20 protein-coding genes are annotated in these 22950 nt (G+C 56.1%); 9 read left to right on the top strand and 11 right to left on the bottom strand.

All coding sequences use genetic code 11. The features are described 5' to 3' along the window. Window positions 1-215: 215 nt before the first annotated feature. Both sppA and ansA read left to right on the top strand, forming a co-directional pair. Window positions 216-2048 carry a signal peptide peptidase SppA gene (sppA, locus tag AC2D8U_RS04915; RefSeq protein WP_484617937.1) on the top strand — a complete coding sequence of 611 codons (1833 nt, stop codon included), beginning with the start codon at window positions 216-218 and terminating at the stop codon, window positions 2046-2048. A 108-nt stretch (window positions 2049-2156) separates the two neighbouring features. Then, window positions 2157-3167 (top strand): asparaginase, encoded by a 1011-nt coding sequence (ansA, locus tag AC2D8U_RS04910; protein WP_484617936.1) that lies wholly within the window; start codon window positions 2157-2159, stop codon window positions 3165-3167. A 61-nt stretch (window positions 3168-3228) separates the two neighbouring features. On the opposite strand, the gene AC2D8U_RS04905 is transcribed toward ansA, so the two are convergent. From AC2D8U_RS04905 to AC2D8U_RS04890, 4 genes are all read right to left on the bottom strand, one after another. Next, complete coding sequence (locus AC2D8U_RS04905) at window positions 3229-3501, bottom strand: YeaC family protein (protein ID WP_484617935.1); 273 nt, start codon at window positions 3499-3501, stop codon at window positions 3229-3231. Continuing rightward, window positions 3501-3824: a zinc ribbon domain-containing protein gene (locus AC2D8U_RS04900; RefSeq protein WP_484617934.1), complete on the bottom strand. Its 324-nt coding sequence runs from the start codon at window positions 3822-3824 to the stop codon at window positions 3501-3503. The genes AC2D8U_RS04905 and AC2D8U_RS04900 overlap by 1 nt, the downstream gene beginning before the upstream one ends. Window positions 3825-3931: 107 nt before the next feature. Beyond that, window positions 3932-4429 carry a TlpA family protein disulfide reductase gene (locus AC2D8U_RS04895; protein WP_484617933.1) on the bottom strand — a complete coding sequence of 166 codons (498 nt, stop codon included), beginning with the start codon at window positions 4427-4429 and terminating at the stop codon, window positions 3932-3934. Between the two features lie 65 nt (window positions 4430-4494). Further along, window positions 4495-5919 (bottom strand): glyceraldehyde-3-phosphate dehydrogenase, encoded by a 1425-nt coding sequence (locus AC2D8U_RS04890; protein ID WP_484617932.1) that lies wholly within the window; start codon window positions 5917-5919, stop codon window positions 4495-4497. Window positions 5920-6154: 235 nt separating this feature from the next. Here AC2D8U_RS04890 and AC2D8U_RS04885 point away from each other — a divergent pair, with 235 nt between their 5' ends. After that, a complete protein-coding gene (locus tag AC2D8U_RS04885) occupies window positions 6155-6940 on the top strand; it encodes a DUF2989 domain-containing protein (RefSeq protein ID WP_484617931.1) in 786 nt (261 codons plus the stop codon). 235 nt (window positions 6941-7175) lie between these two features. Beyond that, the gene (gene gap / locus AC2D8U_RS04880; RefSeq protein WP_484617930.1) at window positions 7176-8186 is read left to right on the top strand and encodes a type I glyceraldehyde-3-phosphate dehydrogenase; all 1011 of its coding nucleotides are present in this window, start codon (window positions 7176-7178) and stop codon (window positions 8184-8186) included. Between the two features lie 62 nt (window positions 8187-8248). Here gap and AC2D8U_RS04875 read toward each other — a convergent pair whose 3' ends face one another. From AC2D8U_RS04875 to zwf, 6 genes are all read right to left on the bottom strand, one after another. Continuing rightward, on the bottom strand, window positions 8249-9139 hold the full coding sequence (locus tag AC2D8U_RS04875) for a hypothetical protein (protein ID WP_484617929.1): 891 nt from the start codon (window positions 9137-9139) through the stop codon (window positions 8249-8251). Window positions 9140-9237: 98 nt separating this feature from the next. After that, window positions 9238-10617 (bottom strand): cytochrome C biosynthesis protein, encoded by a 1380-nt coding sequence (locus AC2D8U_RS04870; protein ID WP_484617928.1) that lies wholly within the window; start codon window positions 10615-10617, stop codon window positions 9238-9240. 200 nt (window positions 10618-10817) lie between these two features. Further along, window positions 10818-11459 carry a bifunctional 4-hydroxy-2-oxoglutarate aldolase/2-dehydro-3-deoxy-phosphogluconate aldolase gene (locus AC2D8U_RS04865; RefSeq protein WP_484617927.1) on the bottom strand — a complete coding sequence of 214 codons (642 nt, stop codon included), beginning with the start codon at window positions 11457-11459 and terminating at the stop codon, window positions 10818-10820. A gap of 9 nt (window positions 11460-11468) precedes the next feature. Further along, the gene (gene edd / locus AC2D8U_RS04860; RefSeq protein ID WP_484618384.1) at window positions 11469-13274 is read right to left on the bottom strand and encodes a phosphogluconate dehydratase; all 1806 of its coding nucleotides are present in this window, start codon (window positions 13272-13274) and stop codon (window positions 11469-11471) included. A 2-nt stretch (window positions 13275-13276) separates the two neighbouring features. Next, window positions 13277-13966, bottom strand: a complete 690-nt coding sequence (pgl, locus tag AC2D8U_RS04855) for a 6-phosphogluconolactonase (RefSeq protein WP_484617926.1) — start codon at window positions 13964-13966, stop codon at window positions 13277-13279. 2 nt (window positions 13967-13968) lie between these two features. After that, window positions 13969-15384 carry a glucose-6-phosphate dehydrogenase gene (gene zwf / locus AC2D8U_RS04850; protein ID WP_484618383.1) on the bottom strand — a complete coding sequence of 472 codons (1416 nt, stop codon included), beginning with the start codon at window positions 15382-15384 and terminating at the stop codon, window positions 13969-13971. 311 nt (window positions 15385-15695) lie between these two features. Between zwf and AC2D8U_RS04845 the strand changes: the two genes are divergently transcribed. The 5 genes from AC2D8U_RS04845 (at window position 15696) to AC2D8U_RS04825 (ending at window position 21497) form a co-directional block, all read left to right on the top strand. Then, on the top strand, window positions 15696-16547 hold the full coding sequence (locus AC2D8U_RS04845; protein ID WP_484617925.1) for a MurR/RpiR family transcriptional regulator: 852 nt from the start codon (window positions 15696-15698) through the stop codon (window positions 16545-16547). A gap of 1049 nt (window positions 16548-17596) precedes the next feature. Further along, window positions 17597-19033, top strand: a complete 1437-nt coding sequence (gene pyk, locus AC2D8U_RS04840; protein WP_484617924.1) for a pyruvate kinase — start codon at window positions 17597-17599, stop codon at window positions 19031-19033. 399 nt (window positions 19034-19432) lie between these two features. Further along, the gene (locus tag AC2D8U_RS04835) at window positions 19433-20620 is read left to right on the top strand and encodes a PP2C family protein-serine/threonine phosphatase (protein ID WP_484617923.1); all 1188 of its coding nucleotides are present in this window, start codon (window positions 19433-19435) and stop codon (window positions 20618-20620) included. Further along, complete coding sequence (locus AC2D8U_RS04830) at window positions 20617-20937, top strand: STAS domain-containing protein (protein ID WP_484617922.1); 321 nt, start codon at window positions 20617-20619, stop codon at window positions 20935-20937. The genes AC2D8U_RS04835 and AC2D8U_RS04830 overlap by 4 nt, the downstream gene beginning before the upstream one ends. A gap of 92 nt (window positions 20938-21029) precedes the next feature. Further along, entirely contained in the window at window positions 21030-21497 is a 468-nt protein-coding gene (locus tag AC2D8U_RS04825) for an ATP-binding protein (RefSeq protein ID WP_484617921.1), read from the top strand. Window positions 21498-21659: 162 nt separating this feature from the next. On the opposite strand, the gene serS is transcribed toward AC2D8U_RS04825, so the two are convergent. Then, window positions 21660-22949: a serine--tRNA ligase gene (serS, locus tag AC2D8U_RS04820; protein WP_484617920.1), complete on the bottom strand. Its 1290-nt coding sequence runs from the start codon at window positions 22947-22949 to the stop codon at window positions 21660-21662. Window position 22950 lies beyond the last annotated feature (1 nt).

Raw genomic sequence — 22950 nt, 5'->3', positions numbered from 1 at the left:
TTTGAAACTTTTGTTCCAGACTACTGCGTACTGTCGAGCAGCTCAAGTTTTCCTCAAAAACGACCGGACGATCACTTCTTTGCCCCGTCACCCTCGATGGGTGGAGCAAAAGCCGCCAGGAAGTGCTGATTTATCAAAAAGCCTTACAATTGGCACTCCCCATTGCCAGACCGGTTGCGATAGCATAGGGATACGCTCAATACCCAGGGACAAGCATGTCGACCCAACCCTCAATGTTCATGCGATTCATCAAGTTGATCGGATCGCTCATCAATACCTTCCGCCGCATCGTGGTGAACCTGGTGTTCTTTCTGGTGCTCGGCGCCCTGCTGGTTCTGTTTGTCCAGGAGGACACCGCCGAATTAGAGCCCGGCGCCGCACTGGTCCTTCACCTTGATGGCATCGTCGTCGAGCAGAAGCGTGAACTCGATCCCTTTGAGATCCTCACCGCCGATGCCGACGGGCCCAGGGAGATCCTGCTGGCCGATCTGCTCATGGCCATCGAGAAAGCCGCTACCGATCCTCGGATCAGCGGCCTGGTGTTGCGACCGGGTAATCTGGTGGCAGGCCTGGCCAAGCTGGATGATATCGGCCAGGCGATTGAGCGCTTCAAGGCCAGCGAGAAGCCGGTATTGATGCAGGCCGGTTACCTGGATCAGAGCAACTACTTCCTGGCCAGCTTCGCCGACGAGATCCAGCTCAATCCCGGCGGCATGGTGGCGATTGAGGGGATGGGGATCTACCGCCTCTACTACAAAGAGGTGTTGGAGAAGCTGAAGATCAACACCCACCTGTTCCGGGTCGGCAAGTACAAGTCGTTTGCCGAGTCCTACACCGAAGATGGGATGTCTGATCCGGCGAAAGAGGCCAACGAGGCGCTGCTGGGCGATCTGTGGGGCAGTTATACCCAGACCGTGGCGGCAAATCGCGACATTGATGCCGATCTGCTGAGCCTGGATCTCGATACCCTGGCACAACAACTCGCGCAGCATCAGGGGGACTTTGGCAAGCTGGCCCTGGAAAAGGGTTTGGTGGATGCCCTGATGACCGATGTTGAGATGCGCGATCAGCTGGTCCAGCGGTTCGGCACCCGCAAGGGTAAAGATGACGAGATCAAGGCCATTGGCCTGGACGGCTACCTCAGCCATGTCAAACCACAAGGGAGTTCCCAGGCCGACAACCAGGTCGGGGTGATCGTCGCCAAGGGGATGATCCTCAACGGAGAGCAGCCCGCCGGCACCATAGGCGGCGTCAGCACCGCCCGCCTGCTGCGCCAGGCCCGCCTTGATGACAAGATCAAATCCGTGGTACTGCGGATCGACAGTGGCGGCGGCAGCGCCTTCGCCTCAGAGCAGATCCGCCAGGAGCTGTTGGCCCTGCAACAGGCTGGCAAGCCCGTGGTCGCCTCCATGGGCAGCGTCGCCGCCTCCGGGGGTTACTGGATCGCCGCCAACGCCGATCACATCTTCGCTCAGCCCAACACCATCACAGGCTCCATCGGGATCATCAGCCTGATCACCACCTTCGAGGAGGCGGCTGAAGCGATTGGTGTCCATGCCGACGGTGTGGGCACGACAGAGATGGCAGGCCTCAGCGTCCTGCGCCCCCTGCCCGACGGTTTCAAGACGGTGTTGCAGTTGAACATGAACAAGGGTTACCGGGACTTTATCCAGCTGGTGTCCGAAGCTCGTAACATGAGCCTGGAAGCGGTGGACGCCGTGGCTCAGGGCCGTGTATGGAGCGGTCAGGCGGCATTGGGCCTGGGGCTGGTGGATGAACTGGGAGGCCTGGAAGAGGCACTGCAGACCGCGGCCAACCTCGCCCAGCTGGACCAGTTTGAACCCCGGATTATCGGCCCTAAGCTCAGCCCAGAGCAGGAGTTCATGCAACAACTGTTTGGCCAGGCCAGCGCCTGGCTGCCCGCCGCGCAACCCTCTACCCTGGAGCAACTGGGCCAGCAGCTGCTGGCGCCCCTCAAGATGCAGCTGGAGCTGAACGATCCCAAACACCTGTATCTGCTGTGTCTGGAGTGCCAAAACCCTCTTTAATGGGGTGGCGGCAAGCCATTTGAACTGATAGCCCGGCCCTGTGCCGGGCTTTATTTTCTGCCGCCGACCGCTATAATCCCGCCATCTTACTGATTCAGGTTCTCCTCTATGCAACGCAAACGGATCTACGTCGCCTATACGGGCGGCACTATCGGCATGCAACACACTGAGCACGGCTTTGCCCCGGTGGCCGGTTTTCTGACCGAAAGCGTTCGGGCCAACCCGGAGTTTCAGCGCGATGAAATGCCGGAGTTTGAGATCCACGAGTACGATCAGTTGATCGACTCCTCCAACATGAGCCCGGATGATTGGCAATTGATTGCCGACGATATCGCCGCGCACTATGACGAGTTTGACGGCTTCGTGATCCTCCATGGTACCGACACCATGGCGTTCACCGCTTCGGCTCTCTCCTTTATGCTGGAGGGTCTGAATAAACCGGTGATCGTAACCGGCTCCCAGATCCCCCTGGCCCAGCTGCGCAGTGACGGCCAGCAAAATCTGCTCAACGCTCTGTATATCGCGGCCAACTACCCCATCGCCGAAGTCTGCCTGTTCTTCAACAATGTACTGCTTCGCGGCAACCGCTGTACCAAGGTCCATGCCGACGGATTTGCCGCCTTCGGCAGCCCCAACATGGCCCCGCTGCTCAAGGCCGGGATTGAGATCCGCATGGGATCCGAAGCCCTACCTCCGGTGGAAGGCCGCCAGTTGACCGTGCATGCCATTACCCCCCAACCCATTGGTGTGGTCACCCTTTATCCGGGGATCAGCACAGAAGTGATCGCCAATATGCTGCAGCAGCCGGTCAAGGCGCTGATCCTGCTCTCCTACGGCGTCGGTAACGCCCCTGAGCGTGCCGACCTGCTGGCGCTGCTCAAGCAGGCACAGGAGCGAGAGATCATGGTGGTCAACCTGACCCAGTGTTTGCAGGGCAAGGTCAATATGTCTGGCTATGCGACAGGTAATGCGCTCTCCCGTGCCGGGGTGATCTCCGGATTCGATATGACCACGGAAGCGGCCCTGACCAAACTGCACTTCCTGCTGTCCCAGCCCCTGAGTTACAAAGAGCGCTGTCATCTAATGCAGCTCTCCCTGCGCGGCGAGTTGAGCCAGTAGGCCTGGAGAAAACGAAACGCCCCGGCAATGCCGGGGCGTTTTCTTATGCACACAGATCTTGCTACTCAGGCTTGAGCGTGGTGATCCGCTCCTCTTGGAACTGGCGCTTCAATTCATCCTTGGACAAGTGATTAAGCTGGCCCTGACTGCCCACCGTCAGATGCTGCGTCTGCTGTGCATGCCGAGACTGCCACAACATCAGCGCCTGCATGGCGCTGTCCCGCTGCGACGGGCTGACCGCGCTGCCATCAGGCCATTTACCCAGCTCGACGGCCTCCTGCAATCTTGCCACCATTTCAGGGGTCAGGCTGTCTACCGTCCGTTGCCAATCCATTAGCGTCTCCTTTTTGCCAAAATAAGCCTTACCCGGGTCACCAGATAGAAAACGGATCCCGCAGCCATTGATGTCATACCGACGTTTTGCCGCCAGCCCTGTGCCGCTTCACCACCCCACCACCATAAAGCAAAACCGCCCACCAGCAGGAACATGGAGATGAAGCTGTGGGTCATCAGGCGCTGCTCATCGTGGATCGCCTTGAGCCGGGCGGCACGTTCTAGTGCTTCTGGATCGGCAGAGAGACTCTGTTTGCAGTGGGGACAATGGGGGGCTTTATCGGAAATTCGTTTGCCGCAGGCGGCACATCGGATCAACGCCATCGGGCACTCCGTATTGGGAAACTTTCCGCCCAATATACTGAACCCGAACTCCGGCGGCAAAAGATATAACCTTTGCCAGCTCCATCCCAGGCATTAGTCAAAGGGGGTTACAGCACATCGAACCACTTGAGATACAAGGCCAACATCCAACCTGGCATATAGCCGGTACGCCGGGCCACCACCTGTCCCTCAGCATCGATCACGACATAACTGGGAAACGCCTGGATCCCCAGCGCTTGGGCCAGTGCCGGAGTACCGAGCAACACGGTCTCGGGATCGATCTCGTTCCCGACAAACTCGGCCACTTCCGCCACCGAGCCATAGGACAAGGCAACCGGCACCAGGCTGGGGTGATCTTCATGAATATCGACCACGCCCCCCATGGTCAGATCACAGATGGCACACCAGGGCGCAAACAGGTAAAGCAGTTGGGCATGGCCATCACTGGGCAACACCTGCTCCCCGCCGTGCAGATCCGTCACCACCATAGGGGCCAGGTTGGTGCCGACCTTGATCATGCCATAGGCCCGCCACTGACCGACAAACCAGAACACCAGCGCCATGATACAGCCATAGATCACGGCATTTCTTAACAGTTTTTCCATTAGCTTCCGCATTCACCAAAAAGGCCGGCCCAGGGGCCGACCTTCATTGCTGGACCTAATGGCGATTATGGCAGGGACAGGGCATTGACTCCCAGCATTTTCTGCATCACCTGGACCACCTGACAGCTGTAACCAAACTCGTTGTCGTACCAGACATAGAGCACTGCCCTGTCGCCATCGACAATGGTGGCTTCGGAATCGACGATCCCGGCGAAACGGCTTCCCACCAGATCCGTACTGACGATCTCGCTGGACGCGGTAAAGTCGATCTGATTTTGCAGCGGCGAATGCAGGGACACCCAACGCAGATACTCGTTCATCTCGTCGCGACTGGTGGCCTGCGCCAGGTTGAGGTTCATGATCGCCATGGACACATTGGGCGTCGGTACCCGGATCGCATTACCCGTCAACTTACCCTTCAACTCAGGGAACGCCTTGGCAACAGCCTTTGCCGCCCCGGTGGAGGTGATCACCATATTCAAAGGGGCGCTGCGCCCACGTCGTTCCGCTTTGTGGTAGTTGTCGATCAGGTTCTGATCATTGGTATAGGAGTGGACCGTTTCCACATGGCCGCTGTTGATCCCGAACTTGTCGTAGATCGATTTGAGCACAGGCGTAATGGCATTGGTGGTACAGGAGGCGGCAGAGAGGATGGTGTCCTCATCGCAAACCGTATCGTCATTCACCCCGTACACCACGTTTTTGATCTCGCCCTTGGCCGGGGCCGTCAGCAACACCTTGGCGGCACCCTTGGACTTGAGGTGCTGTCCCAATCCCTCTTCATCACTCCAGATCCCGGTATTGTCCACCACCAGAGCGTTGTCGATACCGTACTGGGTATAATCCACCTGATCCGGGCTGTCGGCATAGATCACCTGGATATAGGTTCCGTTGGCGATCAGAGCACTGTTTTCGCCATCCACCTCGATAGAGCCATTGAAAGGCCCATGGATCGAATCCCGACGCAACAGGCTGGCGCGCTTATCCAGATCACCGTTTCGGCCGCCCCGCACCACGATAGCCCTCAACCTCAAGGTATTGGAGACACCGGTACGCTCAATCAGTAAGCGGGCCAACAGGCGACCAATCCGGCCAAAGCCGTATAACACCACATCCCTGGGCGCCAACTCCTTGTCCAGCGCCGGTGCCAGTTGCTCGGCCATATACGCATCAATCTCACCGGCGTCATTGTGGTTGCGCCAATAGTTCACCGCCAATTTACCGATATCCACCCTGGCATGCTTGACGTTCAGACGACTTAAGGACTCGACAAAGGGAAAGCTTTCTCTGAGCCGCAACTTATTGCCTTCATATTTTTTCACTAGGCGGTGGGCCTTGGTGATATCTATGGTCGAGGCATTGAGCAGTGGCCGCCCATAGATCAATACTTCGACCCCTTGATTACGGTACAGCTTGCCGATCAGTGGCTGCATCGCCTCAGCCAGTTCGAAGCGTTCCTGCCAACTTTGAAGGTACTTATCTGCGGTCATGGTACGGATCCTAATAATGCGTCCCGCATCGGCACGTGTCCGGGGGAACATTTATCCAATTTCACTCAAGTGTCACGCCCAGCACAGGCACTGACGTCCAAAATTTATACAGACATTCTACAAATTTGGTGGACAGCATTCCACAAGGAGCCACTGACTAAGGTGTTGCTAAATAACCCTTTTCTTAGGAGGCTTGGTGATTTTGTGGTTATATTACGCGATAACTAGAATCAAATTGGCCTGGGCAATTTTTATCCTTTTGCTCATACCGGGTTGTGATCGAGCCATTCCCCTCGCTCAGATCTGTCGGCAGTCACCCCAGTTGTGTGTCGATACCAATACCAACGGATGGTGCCGCCATTCTCGGGCCGATCTTATCCAGGCGCGCTATCAATATCAGCAGACTCGCCACCCGGAAGCCCAGTACCAGGCCCTCCTCGCCCTCGAATCCCACACCAGTTGCATGGAACGCCTCAGTGCAGTCGTCCCGACTAAACGGCGTCTAACCGATGCCAGAAATGTCCACTTCTTGCTCGCACAAAAGGCACTGGCTCGACTACAGGCGCAAACAAAGAACGACCCGGATCCTGTGCTAAGTCTCTACCATTGGAGCCGATTTGGCGATACGTTGGCCAAACAGAGATTTCTGAGCATCGAACGAAGGAACGGCTTATCCACCCCCTTGGCCTGGCACCTCGCCGGTGTCTACTACATAGATCAAGATCCGCAAAAAGCGCGCCGTTACCTTCTTGCAGCCGTGACCAACAGGCCGATCGATCGACGACAACATCACACCTTACTGCGCACCCTTCACTACAGCTATCGCAACATCGATAGCGGCCACGAAGGGTTCATTTTTGCCTGGCTGGCCGATGGCCAAGATCCGGACTTCGATGTCGAAGCCAATGCCAACTTTTACGCTATCCCTTCGGGCCAAATCCCGAGCTTGATCGATCAGGCCGAGACCATTGCCGACGCCTTGGAAGCGGGTGAGTTTGATCCAACCCACTTTGGCCTGTAATCAACTTTCATTCTGAATGTCCGTTTCTTGACCAAACTCACCCTTCTGAAGCCCAGCCTGTGGCAGATTCAAAAGACTCAGGTCAAACCCTGTACTAGAGTTGTTTGCGTCGGCAAAAAAAAGCTTTTTTTTATGTTTGATTACCAACAATTTGCGGTCTGTCGCTTTGCGACCCGCCAAATTTAATGTAACTTTACTACAAAATTAAACTGCTAACTTAACTAGGACTACCAGGATGATTAAGGTTGCCATTAACGGTTACGGTCGTATCGGCCGTAACGTAGTACGCGCTCTGTACGAGAGCAACAAAGACTACCCAATTCAGATCGTTGCTATCAACGATCTGGGCGACGCGGCTATCAACGCTCACCTGACCAAGTACGACACCGTACACGGTCGCTTCAACGCCGAAGTTGAGCAGGTTGAAGGCGGTATCAAGATCAACGGCGACGAGATCAAGACCTTCTCCGAGCGTAACCCTGCCGACCTGCCTTGGGCTGAGCTGGGTGTCGACGTTGTTTTCGAATGTACCGGCATTTTCACCACCAAAGAGAAGGCTTCTGCTCACATCTCTGCCGGTGCCAAGAAAGTGATCATCTCCGCCCCAGGCAAACAGGTTGACGCCACCGTAGTTTACGGTGTGAACCAAGACGTTCTGACCTCCGACATGACCGTGATCTCCAACGCGTCTTGTACCACCAACTGTCTGGCCCCGTTTGCCAAGGCTCTGCACGACGCCGTTGGCATCGAGAACGGCCTGATGACCACCATTCACGCCTACACCAACGATCAGCGTCTGTCTGACGTTTACCACACCGATCTGCGTCGTGCCCGTGCTGCCGCTTCCAACATGATCCCAACCGCTACCGGTGCCGCTGCGGCCGTTGGCCTGGTGATCCCTGAGCTGGCTGGCAAACTGGACGGCGGAGCGGTACGCGTACCGACCCTGAACGTTTCCGTGGTTGATCTGTCCTTCGTTGCCAAGAAAGACACCAGCGTTGAAGAGATCAACGGCATCATTGAGAAAGCCGTTGCCGCCAACCCTATCCTGGCTGAAGTCCTGTACGTAAACCACGAGCCGCTGGTTTCCTCTGACTTCAACCACTGCCCAGCGTCTTCCGTTTTCGACGCCACTCAGACCCGTGTATCCGGCCGCCTGGTTAAGGTAATGTCCTGGTACGACAACGAGTGGGGCTTCTCCAACCGCATGCTGGACAACGCCGTTGCCCTGATGAACGCCAAGTAAGTTCATCCCCTGCGGATCAAAAAAGGCATCGCTACGGCGATGCCTTTTTTATATCCGCTCCCCTACTCGGCATCCTGCCACAGTGGCTGCGCACTCACTGTCTGGTAATCCCCACGCAAGATCCCCCATAGATCCAAAGGTGCGATGTCGGGATTATGCCAATCCAGGCTATGACGACTCCCGTCCAGCTGAATACAGGGCACAGAATAGCGCGAATTGCGTCGTCCCATGCTGTCCAGACGTCCCAAATACTGAGTGACCGCAGACAAACCACTCGGAAACTCTGCGACAGCGCCCAGGGTGATCATCTCGACTCGGCTCAATCGCGCCAGGGCAGTGGGATCCTGACTGATGGCATGGAGTGCAGTCGCCATCAGCAAGCCGCCTTTGGAGTGCCCCAAGACACTCTGTACACTGCGCTGGGGATCACTCAACACGCGATACAGGGACCAGAGATCGGGTGCTCCTCGTACCAGGCCGACTTCCCAGAGCGCTTCCAGACCCGTGAGAAAGGGATTAGGCCACCAGGGGAAATGCAGCCGTCGGCCGATACGTCCTAGCGCTTTGATTTGATTGTGGCCACCCAGACCCAAATACCCTTCTAACCCCTCCTGCACGAGATCCTGCCTGCCATAACCGCAGACGATTGCAGCAACGGGTTCATTATGATGATCGGCCACCACACGGGCCAGCGCCGCAGCGCCCAGATCTGAGCTGCCCACACCGGCCAGGGTAAACCTCCGGATCAAGGGGCCCGGCTCCGCTCGAAACGTTCGATAGGAGCAATAACGCCTTAGCCTAACCGCGCCACTTCTCTTACCCGGCTCCACAACCAGGATCGTCCCCTCACGGGAACACTCGCTGCCCAGCCAGGCTTGCTCTGCCTCACTGAGATCCGAGATGGGGTAATAATACCGATCCGGATCAGACAGCACCTCGTTCCATTCCTGCACCATAGCATCCTTGTCCGTGTGTAATTCAGCCCTTTACCGATAAATCAGCAGCCAGACACTCGCTCCATCCATCACTTCTTATCCATGCCGCCCAGGGTTCAGGGTTCATCCCGTAAGCGCCGGGGCCAGTAACGTCTTACCAGTACGACAAACGTCGTTGCCACCACAGAGCCTAAGATCAGCCCGATGGCCACGCCTGCATCCTGCAATGCAGTGGGATCCAGCAACAACATCGCGCCCATGCCCAACATCATCATGCCGGACATCAGCTTCAAGGTCTGCCCCTCTTTCTCGGTTAATTTGCGTTTGCCCATGGTCGCGGCAAACAACAGGACAATGGTAGCCAGGGGAACGACGTAGACCAGGTTATAAAAAACCAGGTAGAAATAGTGCTCGGCAGAAGTCAGGCTGTGCATCGACAGCACGCTGGTATAGATCATCGGAAAGCCAGCGGTGCATAACAGCTCATAGGCATTGGCCAGGATCGCCAACACGACACTGCCCCCAATCATCACCGGCAGGCTAGAAGCCTTGGTCAACTGCCCCATCCGCTTGATCAAACTGCTGCGATTCTCCGCCGACATGGAGAGTGAGACATCGCCTTTCTGAGTCGCATACTCACGAACATTAACTGCGCCGGCAAAGACCGCCAGGCCGCCGGCCACCATCATGATGCGGCCCCCTCCGGAGCCACCAAGCCATAAAAACAGGTTGAGCCAGGCGGCCATAAAGAGGAAATAGATAAACCCTGAAAAGAAAACAAAGATCCCGCCGACGATCAACATCCGCGATCGGCTGCGAGCATTCACCATAATGGACAGTAAAAACAACAGGACAAAGAAAGCGCAGGGATTAAAAGCATCCACTCCACCCAGCACCACGGTCAGCATCGGCAGCGACAATTCCTGAGGGGACACCGCGCCGAACAGTGGCAAGGTTACTTGGGGAACCGATGGCGCCAGGGTCGCTTCCTGGATCCCACAGGTACCAGTCTCCCCGGCCCCCTCCCCTTCGCAGGTCCCAAACAGTCCCTGAGGCTCACGGGCGCCATACAGGGCACTCTCATCCTTCGAGGGTTCGAGTTGCCCCCCCTGAGCCTGAAAGCATTGTTTAAGCCTCTGTACCAGGAAGCGACCCGTGTCTTCGGCACTGAGAAACCCGACACTGGCCTGGCCACAGTTGGCAATATAGGGTACCGAGCTGGGGGCCACACCGGTTTCTTTGGCCAGGATCTGCCAAAACTTCGAGACTCCCGGGTCCGCCACATTCATCGCCTTAAGATCAACCCAGGGATAGACGCTGGCCACCTCCTGCAAAAAGGGGTGAGCCTTGGCGCAATGAGGGCAGGTATCGGAGTAAAACAGGTAGAGGGTGATCTGTGGCTCGCCCTTCGGATCCGGCTGGCTCCAGGCTGGCGGACTGGCGCTCAAAGAGGCACTACACAGGGAAAACAGCAAAGCCATCACTAGGCGCATCATGATATATCCTTAACGATTGCACTCAATCTGTGCTTGAACCTAGAGTACGTTAAAATCCTATAGTTCTTTTTTACCACCAATGATGTTGCAACTTTGTTGCCACAGTCACGCTTTTTGTTCCCGTACAGAAGTTTGCTTCATATTTCATAAAAAAACGGCGCCCAATCGGGCGCCGTTTTCTCTTCAAGCCAGGAGTGTAATTACTTCACACCGGCCAAAGCTTCTTTAGACAGCTGGGTGATCTTATCCCAGTCACCGTTTGCCATGGCATCGGTTGGGGCGACCCAGGAGCCACCACAGGCTTTCACTTGCGGGATAGCCAGGTAGTCGTTGTAGTTGTGCAGACCGATACCGCCGGTTGGGCAGAAGGTCAACTGAGGCAGAGGGCCCAGGATGGATTTCAGGGCTTTAACGCCACCGTTGGCTTCCGCAGGGAAGAACTTCAGGTGATCGTAGCCGTGCTCCAGCGCCTGCATGGCGTCGGAAACGGAAGCCACGCCCGGGATCAGCGGGATGGAGCGCTCTTTGGCCGCCTTCAGCAGGGTCGGAGTCGCCCCCGGAGAGATGGCGAACTGGGCACCGGCCTCGATCACCTGGTCCAGGTGCTCGGCGGTCAGTACGGTACCGGCACCCACCAGAGCTTCTGGCACGGCTTCACGGATGGCGCGGATCGCTTCCACTGCACACTCGGTACGCAGGGTGATCTCCAGGATCTCGATGCCACCGGCGACCAGGGCTTTAGCCAGGGGAACCGCTTCTTCCAGCTTGTTGATCACCATAACCGGCACAACCTGGGAGCGAGCAAAAACCTCAGCGGGTTGCATTTGCCATTGGTTACTCATAATTCTTCCTTACTTAATTACTGCGGAGGCACCCTGGTCCGGGCGGCCCAGCATGGTACGGAAACGGGCGAACAGATCGCGGCCGCAACCGATGTCATTGGCGCTCAGATCCACGGCCGGGATCTCGCGCTGGTTTAGTTCTTGTTCTTCAACCAGCAAGTTCAACTCACCGGTTTGCGCGTTCAGACGCACCAGATCGCCGTTCTGGATCTTGGCGATCAGACCACCGTCCAGGGCTTCCGGAGTCACGTGGATGGCGGCAGGCACCTTACCAGAGGCACCGGACATACGACCGTCGGTAACCAAGGCCACCTTGAAGCCACGATCCTGCAGTACCGCCAATGGTGGCGTCAGCTTGTGCAGCTCTGGCATACCATTGGCTTTCGGGCCCTGGTAGCGCACGACTACGATGCAATCCTTGTCCAGCTCACCGGCTTTGAACATAGGCTCCAGGTCGTACTGGGACTCGATCACCACGGCCGGGGCCTCGACGATCTGATGCTCCGGCTCGACGGCAGACACCTTGATCACCGCGTTGCCCAGGTTGCCGTTAAGCAACTGCATGCCACCGGTGGCCTGGAACGGGTTGTCGATAGGACGCAGTACGTCCTCATCACCGGACTGCTGCGGGCCATCAACCCACTGCAGCTTGCCGTCCACCATGGTCGGAACCTTGGTGTAGAGCTCCAGACCTTCACCTACGATGGTCTGAACATCCTCGTGGATCAGGCCACCCTTACGCAGCTGAGCCATCAGGAACGCCATGCCACCAGCCTGGTGGAAGTGGTTGATGTCAGCCTGACCGTTCGGGTACACACGCGCCAGCAGAGGGGTCGCGGCGGACAGTTCGGCAAAATCTTCCCAGGTCACGATCACGCCTGCGGCGCGGGCCATGGCCACCAGGTGCATGGTCAGGTTGGTGGAGCCGCCGGTAGAGAGCAGCGCTACGATACCGTTGACCACGGACTTCGCGGAGTAGATATCGGCCATCTTACCTGTGCCGTTCTGAGCGTTGCGGCACACCAGTTGGGCCGCCGCATCGGTCAGAGACTCACGCAGATTGCCGGATGGCGGTACGAAGGAGGAACCCGGCAGTTGCAGGCCCATGGCTTCGACAGCCAGCTGGTTGGAGTTGGCAGTCCCGTAGAAGGTGCAGGTGCCAGGGCTGTGATAAGAAGCAGACTCGGCTTCCAGCAGCGCCTCTTCTCCCACTTTACCCTGGGCGTACTCTTGACGTACGCGGGCTTTTTCCTTGTTTGGCAGGCCGGACGGCATCGGACCGGCTGGAACCAGTACGGTCGGCAGATGACCGAAGCTCAGCGCCCCCATCACCATACCTGGGATGATCTTGTCACACACGCCCAACTGAAGGGTACCGTCGAACATGTTGTGAGACAGGCCTACGGCAGTGGCCATGGCGATCACTTCACGGGACAGCAGGGACATCTCCATGCCCGGCTGACCCTGGGTCACACCGTCGCACATCGCAGGAACGCCACCGGCGACCTGAGCCACGGAGCCCACTTCACGACAGGCTTTCTTGATCTGCTCTGGGTAGGTCTCATAAGGCTGGTGCGCAGACAACATGTCGTTGTAAGAGGTCACGATGCCAATGTTGGACTTATTCAGGGCCTTCAGATCGGCCTTGTCAGCCTTGCCACACGCGGCGAAACCGTGGGCCAGGTTAGAGCAGCCCAGAGTGCCACGAACCACGCCCTTGGCTTCCTGAGCCGCCATGTTGGCCAGGTACTGAGCACGAGTCTCTTTACTGCGCTCAATGATGCGATCGGTGATCGCCTTAATTTTCGGGTTCAGCATTACGCTTCGCTCCAGTATACGTCGACAGGGGCCTGCTGAAGAACAGCACGAATAGGCAGTTCACGGGCATCATCGCCCGCCAGAGCCGCATCCAACACGTCCTTCTTACCTTGACCGGCAATGTGCAGGTAGGTATTGCGCGCTTCCAGGATCGCCTTCAGAGACAGGGTGATCCGAGCGTGCGGGGCCTTGGTCGGGTGGGTGGCCAGCAGCAGTTCTTCGGTGCCAAAGCCCTCTTCCAGCTGATCACAGCATGGGAACAGGGAGGCCGTGTGGCCATCGCCGCCCATGCCCAGGATCACCACGTCAAAGGGACGACCAAAGGCGGACAGGCGTTCGGTGGCTTCCGCCAGGCCCTCTTCCGGTGTGGGGTGGCCGGTCACCGGAGAGACATAGTTGGCAACCGCTGCCTTGTTCTGGACCAGGTTGTCTCGAACCAGACGATCATTGGAATCGGCGTGATCCGGGGCAACCCAACGCTCGTCCACCAGGGAGATGTTGACCTTGGCCCAATCGATGTCGATCTGGTTCATCGCCTTGAACAGTGGCAGCGGCGTGCCGCCACCGGAGACAAACAGGGACGCGCTACCGCGCTCGGCAATGGCCTCGGCCAGTTGCTTGGTGATCTTGTCTGCCAGGGCAACAACCAGCTCTTCGCCTTTGGCAAAAGTGTGCATGTTAGCAGTCATGCTTACTCCTCCCAGGCGCGGCCGTCGCGGGTGATCATCGCCACAGAGGCAACCGGACCCCAGCTGCCTGCCGGGTAGTTCTTCGGCGGCTCGTTGGAGGCTTCCCAAGCGTTGAGGATGGAATCACACCAGGTCCAGGCCTGTTCCACTTCATCGCGACGAACAAACAGTGCCTGGTTACCCAGCATGCACTCGAGCAGCAGACGCTCGTAGGCATCGGCGATGCGCTCGTTCTTGAACGTATCAGAGAAGGAAAGATCCAGCTTGGTAGTCTGCAGACGGGTGGTGGAATCCAGACCAGGAACCTTGTTCATCATCTGGATCTCAACCCCTTCGTGAGGCTGCAGGCGAATGGTCAGTTTGTTCGCTGGCAGATCACGATAGAGATCTTTGTACAGGTTGTGAGGCGGGTTCTTGAAGTGAACCACGATCTCGGAATGCTTGGTCGGCATGCGCTTACCGGAACGCAGGTAGAAAGGCACGCCAGCCCAACGCCAGTTGTCGATGTCCACGCGCATGGCTACAAAGGTTTCGCAGTTGGACTCGGTGTTGGCGCCCTCCTCTTCCAGGTAACCCGGTACGGACTCACCCTTGAGGAAACCTTTGGTGTACTGGCCGCGAACGGTGTTTTCGTAGATGTTGCTTTGATCGATCGGGCGCAGGGACTTAAGTACCTTTACCTTCTCGTCACGGATGGAGTCGGCATCCAGGTTCACCGGCGGATCCATGGCAACCAGAGACAGTACCTGCAGCAGGTGGTTCTGGATCATGTCGCGCATCTGACCTGCATCGTCGAAGTACCCCCAACGACCTTCGATCCCGACCTCTTCGGCCACAGTGATCTGCACATGATCGATGGTGCGGTTATCCCATTTGGAGGAGAACAGGGAGTTAGCAAATCGCAGCGCCACCAGGTTTTGTACGGTTTCTTTGCCCAGGTAGTGGTCGATGCGGTAGATCTGTTTCTCTTCGAAATATTCGGCAACCTGATTGTTGATCACCTTAGAAGATTCGAGGTCGTTGCCGATTGGCTTTTCCAAAACAACTCGGGTATCAGACTTGATGAGCCCATTTTCTTTCAGACAGTTGCCGATGGCACCATAGATGGAAGGCGGGGTTGCGAAGTAGTTCACCATCACACTGTTCGGGTTCAGGATATCTTTCAACCCTTCGAAACCCTCAGGAGCAGTAAAGTCGGTGGCGTAGTAGGCCAGACGCTTTACAAACCGCTCAACCACTTTCGTTTCGAGCCCTTCTTTAACAAAGGTGTTCAATGCCTTACGTACAGCATCAACGTACTCTTCCTGCGCCATCGCACTACGCGCGATGCCAACAATACGCGTGTCCGCGTGCAACAGTCCTGCGCGATCCAGTTGGTACATGGCTGGCAGCAACTTACGTCGCGCCAAGTCGCCCATGGTGCCAAAAAGCACAAAATCGCAGGATTGGACTGATGAATCTGTGTTAACAGCCACTTCCGTCTCCTCTTGAGGGCGGTACACCCGCCCAAAATGTAATTTAGCTACATTAGAATGAAAATTTGCCACTGATGCAAGGGCCAAGCACGCATGGACACTGGCTAAATTACAATTGTGTTAGTAAGATACCGAAAATGCGATCAGGGCCATATTGATTGCATGGCACTACGCCTTATATTAGCAACCAACGCCGTTGCTCCAGTGATGGACCAAGTAAACAATAGCCCACGGATTAGAGTCATAGCCGTTTTATGAATACGATCGATAAGATCCAGAAAAATCTGGCCAATTTCAGCAAGTCGGAACGCAAGGTCGCAGAAGTGATCCTGGCGGATCCCCAGCTGTCGATTCAGTGCAGCATCGCCACCCTGGCCAAAATGGCCGACGTCAGTGAACCGACCGTTAACCGGTTCTGTCGCCGACTCGATACCAAGGGCTTCCCGGATTTCAAACTCCATTTAGCGCAGAGCCTGGCCAATGGGACGCCGTACGTCTCCCGACATGTCGAGGCCAATGACAGTGCCGAGGCCTACACCAATAAGATCTTCGAATCTTCCATGGCGGCACTGGACAGTGCAAAGCAGACGATAGACCCTCAGGCTATCAACCATGCGGTGGACATGCTCACTCAGGCCGATCAGATCTCCTTCTTCGGTTTGGGGGCTTCGGCAGCCGTTGCTCACGACGCCCTGAATAAATTCTTCCGCTTCAATATCCCGGTCTCCTGCTTCGACGATGTCTTGATGATGCGGATGAGTTGCATCAACGCCCGGGACGGCAACGTCATAGTGCTGTTTTCCCACACGGGCCGTACCAAGGCTCTGGTCGAAGTGGCTCGCATGGCCCGTGAAAATCACGCCCAGGTGATCGCCCTTACCGCCAAAGACAGCCCTCTGGCGAAGGAATGCACCCTGGCCCTGACCATGGATGTACCCGAGGATACGGACCTCTATATGCCGATGGCGTCGCGCTTGGCCCAGATGGTTGCCGTCGATGTTCTGGCAACGGGTTTCACCCTGCGCCGGGGACCTCGCTTCCGGGAAAACCTGAAACGGGTAAAAGAGTCACTCAAAGAGTCTCGCTTCGAAAAACCCAATCAGTGATCAAAAAGGCATCCATCAGGATGCCTTTTTTGTGGTTCTTCGCGCCCCCCAGGAGAATAAGGGTCGCACCAGGCCGACTCTGGCCGAAGCCCTGCCGCACCGGGTGGCAATTAGGATATGCCCCCAATGAAGGCTCAGAGGCGTCAGGGCGGAGCGCGCATCCGGCAGCAGCCCTTGTGTTAGTGGCTTATCAGCCCCCCTGCTGTCGCGGCACGGATGCTTCCTGCGCGGTACCACACCAACGGGACGAATCCCCTCGGTGAACCGCGATAGGCACTTGCCCGCCAGGGCGACCACACAGGTCGGATAACCTACGCGCCACCAAAGCCGTCACCAGTGAGAATCCCGGTCACAAAACCGCGATGAGCCTTGTTGTATTGCTAAAGGGTAACCGCTACGAAGCTAGAGCTGCTGGCTGATCCCCTGAGAGGTCGCCATCTTCTTGCCCTACAAGGGCCGTGTCTGATCCATGGCCATCAGAGAGTGAGCACGACGCTTCATGCGCAGAGCCTGGCTGAGGCTAGCCTCGGGCTCAGTCTAAGGTGGCCTGTACCCTTACCTTTGGTGGCACAACACACCTGGGACCCCCTCACACAGCAAAGTGCCATCTCGGATATCTGCAGAAAATGCCCACAGTATGGCCGAGCCTGTCTCAGTTTCGCTGGTGTGCCTTGAAAACCACCCTGAGTCTGACCGAATTCAGTGATGTGTAAGGGTAACAATCAGCACATTGGTGGCCGAGATATCGTTAGCAACAAGCATTTCTAATCGGCTAAGTCATGAGGATCACTCATCCCCTCAGCCCCCTTGCCTTCTCCACTGATCGTGCGGTTCGATTCAGTAAAATTGCAACCGGCCATCAAAGTTTAAAACCCTGGGCGAACCTCACAAAATCGAACAATACTCTTAACAAGTGGCCAACTTGTGTGCATTCTGTTCTGAATACGTATTCAACACCGATTACTGCCTTGAACTGAATGTTGTTTTATTCCAAAGTTGGAGACAATTTTTTAACTATGCTCACTGACGACCAAGTAATGGAGCCACGCATGCTCAGAAGAACCAAGATAGTAACCACCCTGGGACCCGCCACGGATCGCGATAACAACCTAGAAAAGGTGATCCTGGCTGGCGCCAATGTGGTCCGTATGAATTTCTCCCACGGCAGCCCCGAGGATCACATCGAGCGCGCCAACAGCGTTCGAGCCCTGGCGGCAAAACATGGCCGACATGTCGCCATTCTTGGCGATCTGCAAGGCCCCAAGATCCGGGTCTCAACCTTCAAAGACGGCAAGATCCAACTTGGCATTGGAGATCACTTTGTCCTAGACAGCGCCATGGGCAAGGGAGAGGGAACCCAGGAGCGTGTCGGCCTGGACTACAAAGAGCTGCCCAATGACGTCGCCCCCGGCGACATCCTGATGCTGGATGACGGCCGGGTGCAGCTCAAAGTTGAGAAAGTCGAAGGCACAGAAGTCCATACTACAGTGACCGTTGCCGGGCCACTGTCCAATAACAAGGGGATCAACAAACTCGGCGGGGGCTTATCCGCGCCAGCCCTGACCGATAAGGACAAGGCCGACATTCTGACTGCAGCCAAGATCCAGGTTGAGTACCTGGCCGTCTCCTTCCCCCGCACAGGTGCCGATCTGGACTATGCCCGCTCTCTGGCACAACAGGCCGGGCTCAACGCCGCCATCGTTGCCAAGGTCGAGCGTGCCGAAGCCGTCGCCACCGATGAAGCCCTGGACGATGTGATCCTCGCCTCCGACGTGGTGATGGTGGCCCGTGGCGATCTGGGTGTGGAAATTGGTGATCCCGAGCTCGTTGGCGTGCAAAAGAAGATGATTGAGCGTAGTCGGGCCCTCAATCGTGTCGTGATCACTGCGACCCAGATGATGGAATCCATGATCTCCAGTCCCATGCCTACCCGTGCGGAAGTGATGGATGTGGCCAACGCCGTACTCGATGGCACCGATGCAGTAATGTTGTCCGCCGAAACCGCCGCAGGCGACTTCCCGGAAGAGACCGTTCAGGCTATGGCCCGGGTCTGTATTGGGGCGGAAAAACACCCCAGCGTATCGGTCTCCAGTCACCGACTGAGCGAAAAGTTTGACTCGGTTGAAGAAACCATTGCCATGGCAACCATGTACGCAGCCAACCATTTGCCTGGGGTAAAAGCGATCCTGGCCCTTACCGAGTCAGGCACTACACCGCAATTGATGAGCCGGATCACCTCGAACCTGCCGATCATTGCCCTCTCTCGCCATGCCAATACCCTAAACCGTTTGGCTCTCGTCAGAGGGGTAGCCCCGGTTTACTTCGATTCCAGCGCTTATAACGAAGACAGTATTGCCCAGGCCGCGCTTGAGTGTGTCAAAGCCAGTGGCCTCGTAAAAAGTGGCGATCTGCTGATGATGACCAAAGGCGATATGATGGAGACCATCGGTGGCACCAACACCTGCAAGATCGTGACCGTCGCTTAACCGCCGGTCCTTTCCTGCTACCCAGGGAGCCCGTATGGGCTCCTTTTTATTTGTCACTCCCTCACTCACTGCCCTACCTGGTATTGCTTCCAGAGCAATGCCCGCTCCAATTCCTTACCTCTTTAAAACAAAAGTTAAGACACTGAACAAACAGAGATACACCAATTTATCCTGAACAAAAATTGGGAAGCCTCAAGCGCTCACCCCATCATGAGTTGCCGAGCTAACCTTGCTCCCTCCGTAAGCGGTTCGCAATCAGAAGAGCATTCACCCTAGTCACAGGATGAACTTCACGCCAAAAAAGTCACACTCATATCGTCAACGAGTTGCTGGATAAAAAATCTTCAACTAGCGTTAGGGCAGTGACTACAGGATCTTGTGCATCAAACGGATTTATATATGAAAATTTTGCTTGTCGAGGATGCTAAAGACGTCCGCCAAGCGCTCTGTGCAACGCTAACCCATTTTGGCTATCAGGTTCTGACGGCTGAGGATGGTATCGATGCCCTGATAACGTTAGAGCAGAACCCCAAGATCCAGATGGTGGTGTCCGACATCAGAATGCCAAGGATGGATGGACACACCTTATGCCGGGAACTCAAAGGAGATAACAAACCCTTCCTCTATTTCATCATGCTTTCATCCCATGACCAGCCGGATGAGATCGCCCATGGTTTGCATATTGGAGCCGATGACTTTGTCGGCAAGCAAGCTCCCTTGACCGAGCTCAAGGCCCGCATCGAGGTGGGACGACGCATCGTCAAGCTCAATAATCAACTCAGAGAGCAAAACGATCAATTACATCAAGCCTATGACAAAATTGAAAAAGATCTCCTTATGGCTGCTGATCTGCACAAAAGTATGTTGCCCAACCATAACAGCCTGCCCACGACTCAATTTGCATGGTTTTGCCAGAGTTCGGCCTTCCTTGGGGGGGATATGTTCGACTATCAACAATTGGATGAAACAACCCTCGCCTTCTACCTGCTCGACGTATCCGGACACGGCGTTCCCGCCGCCCTACTCTCCTTCACACTGAAGTACGCCCTGTCTCCGAGCCAAGAAGGAACCACCCTGCTCAAACGCCCCCTGCAAAGTCCCCCCTATTACGAGATCCTCGAGCCCATCGAGGTCGTATCCAAGCTCAATCAGCGCTACATTTCCCAAGGCAATAATGCCCAGTATTTCACCATGATCTATGCCCTGTTCAACATAGAAACCGGAGATCTCACCCTATGCCAAGCGGGTCATCCTGGCCTGGTGCATCAGAGCACCGACACCACTCAAGAGCACAGCCAAACGGGCTTCCCCGTAGGCCTATTACCAGAAGCCCAATTCGAGCAGTTTAAGCTAACACTCACCCCCGGCGATCGACTCTACCTGTTTTCCGACGGCGTTATCGAGTGCTTCAACGCCAACCAGGAAGAGTTCGGTACAACAAGGCTGATCCAGTTACTCGAAAGCCAGCGGGATATTGAACTTAGGAAGCAAACCGAGGCGGTCCACTCCGCCTTGCTCGACTGGCATGAGGGTGGGTCATTTGATGACGATGTGGCGTTTCTTGCCATTGAGTGGCAGGGCAAATGATGACGTTATCCACCCGGGTTGAACAAGGCAGGCTGATAATTACTCTCGATGTTGAGCGTCTGGATGCCGCCTCCGCCGTCAGGCTCAAGCAGGCCATGGAAGAGTGGGCCATAACACAACACGCTCGACTAACACTCGATCTGTCCAGTGTAAATTTCATGGATTCCAATGGTTTATCAGCACTGATCGCGCTGTACAAGAACGTCAATATCGAGCAAATAGAGATAGTCGGACTGCAGCCACCGGTTCGCCAACTGTTCCGTCTTACGCGCATGGATCAGATATTCCAGTACGATAGCGACTCCGGCGCACATTAAGACCGAGTCCTGGACAGTACTCAAAAAGCACTAGATCAATGAAGCCCAACCAGAGTGCCGAATACACCAATAAGGAACAACAGGAAGCCACTATGAACAGGGAACTCACGCTCAGCGGCGAAGCCTCCTATGAAACCGTCGCAATGATTGCCAAAGCCATAAGTGGCATGTACCACCTGACTGTCCTTCCTGCCGTTGACATCGATATGGTAGAACTCGCCGTAGTTGAAGTGGGCAACAACACCGTAGAGCACGCCTATAAAGAAGAATCCAGCCAGTTTATATGGGCCAAATTCAAGTACAGCCGATCCAGCGTTGCCATCACCATCTCAGATGAAGGAGATCAGATCCCGGATGGGATTGTCCGCCAACTGAACCAGGCTACCCTGCCCGAGATGGATCCGACACTGCCCGAAACCTGGTCGACCTCGGGTCGAGGCTTTGGGATCATTAATCAGGTTATGGATGAAGTGCGATACTTTCAGGCCAACGGTAAGAACCACTTTGAGATGATCAAATACGTCAGCCAGTTCGTTAAGGAAGGGAGCACTCGGGCATAAAAATGCCGGCCCGAAGGCCGGCAAGATCAGAGCCAGTGTATGGCCCAGGTGTACAAGGCGCCTGCGAATAGGCGGGATGCAATCAGTAGAAAAACCGTGATCACCGCCAGATAAAGCACAGAGCGCACCCAGCGCTGCTCTGGACTCATTAACCGCCCTTAATCACCCGATATGGGTTTGACCCGCCATGTAGGGCTGGAGGGCCGCAGGGATCTCGATACGACCATCTGCTTGCTGGTAGTTCTCCAGGATAGCAACCAGGGTACGACCCACGGCCAGGCCGGAGCCATTGAGGGTATGCAGCAGCTCAGGCTTCTTCTCACCGGTACGGCGGAAGCGCGCCTGCATACGGCGGGCTTGGAAGTCCCCCATGTTGGAACAAGAAGAGATCTCCCGGTACTTGTTCTGGCTGGGTACCCAGACTTCCAGATCATAGGTCTTGGTCGCACCAAAGCCCATATCACCGGTACACAGCACCACTTTGCGGTACGGCAAGCCCAGCAACTGCAGGACCTTTTCCGCCTGACCGGTCAGCTCTTCCAATGCCGCCATGGAGTCCTCAGGCTTCACCAACTGCACCAGCTCAACCTTGTCAAACTGGTGTTGACGGATCAAACCACGGGTATCACGACCGGAAGAACCGGCCTCCGAGCGGAAACAAGGGGTATGTGCGGTCATCTTCACCGGCAGATCCGCTTCATCCAGGATCTCATTCCGCGCAAAATTGGTCAGTGGAACTTCTGCAGTCGGGATCAGGGACAACACACGGTCGGTGTCTTCGGACAGGGGCTGGGTGTGGAACAGATCTTCACCAAACTTGGGCAACTGGCCGGTACCAAACAGACTGTCGGCGTTCACCAGGTAAGGGACGTACATCTCCTGGTAGCCATGCTCGGTAGTGTGCAAGTCCAGCATAAACTGAGCCAAGGCACGATGCATTCGAGCCACCTGGCCACGCATCACCACGAAGCGGGAGCCGGACAGCTTTGCAGCCATGGCAAAATCAATGCCGTTGACACCTTCACCGACGTCAACATGGTCCTTAACCTCAAAGTCAAACTGACGGGGCTCTCCCCAAGTCAGCACTTCGACGTTCTCATCCTCATCGGCGCCTACAGGCACAGACTCGTCAGGCAGGTTAGGGATCCCCGCCGCAGCCTGATCCAGCTCTGCCAGCAGTTGAGCCAACTCAGCTTTCTTGGCATCCAACGCCGCACCCAGATCGGACACTTCGGCCAGCAAGGGGGCGATATCTTCGCCCCTTGCCTTGGCCTGGCCAATGGACTTGGAGCGACTGTTGCGATCGGCCTGGAGCTGCTCGGTTTCCACCTGCAGCGACTTACGACGCTCTTCCAGTTCGGTCAGGCGGGTTACATCCAAGATAAAGCCACGAGTGGCCAATCGCTCAGCGGTTTGCGCCAGTTCGGCGCGCAGGTATTTGCTGTCTAACATA

It is taken from the genome of Ferrimonas sp. YIN67, assembly GCF_057219095.1.
This window is presented reverse-complemented; position numbering and strand designations above follow the sequence as displayed.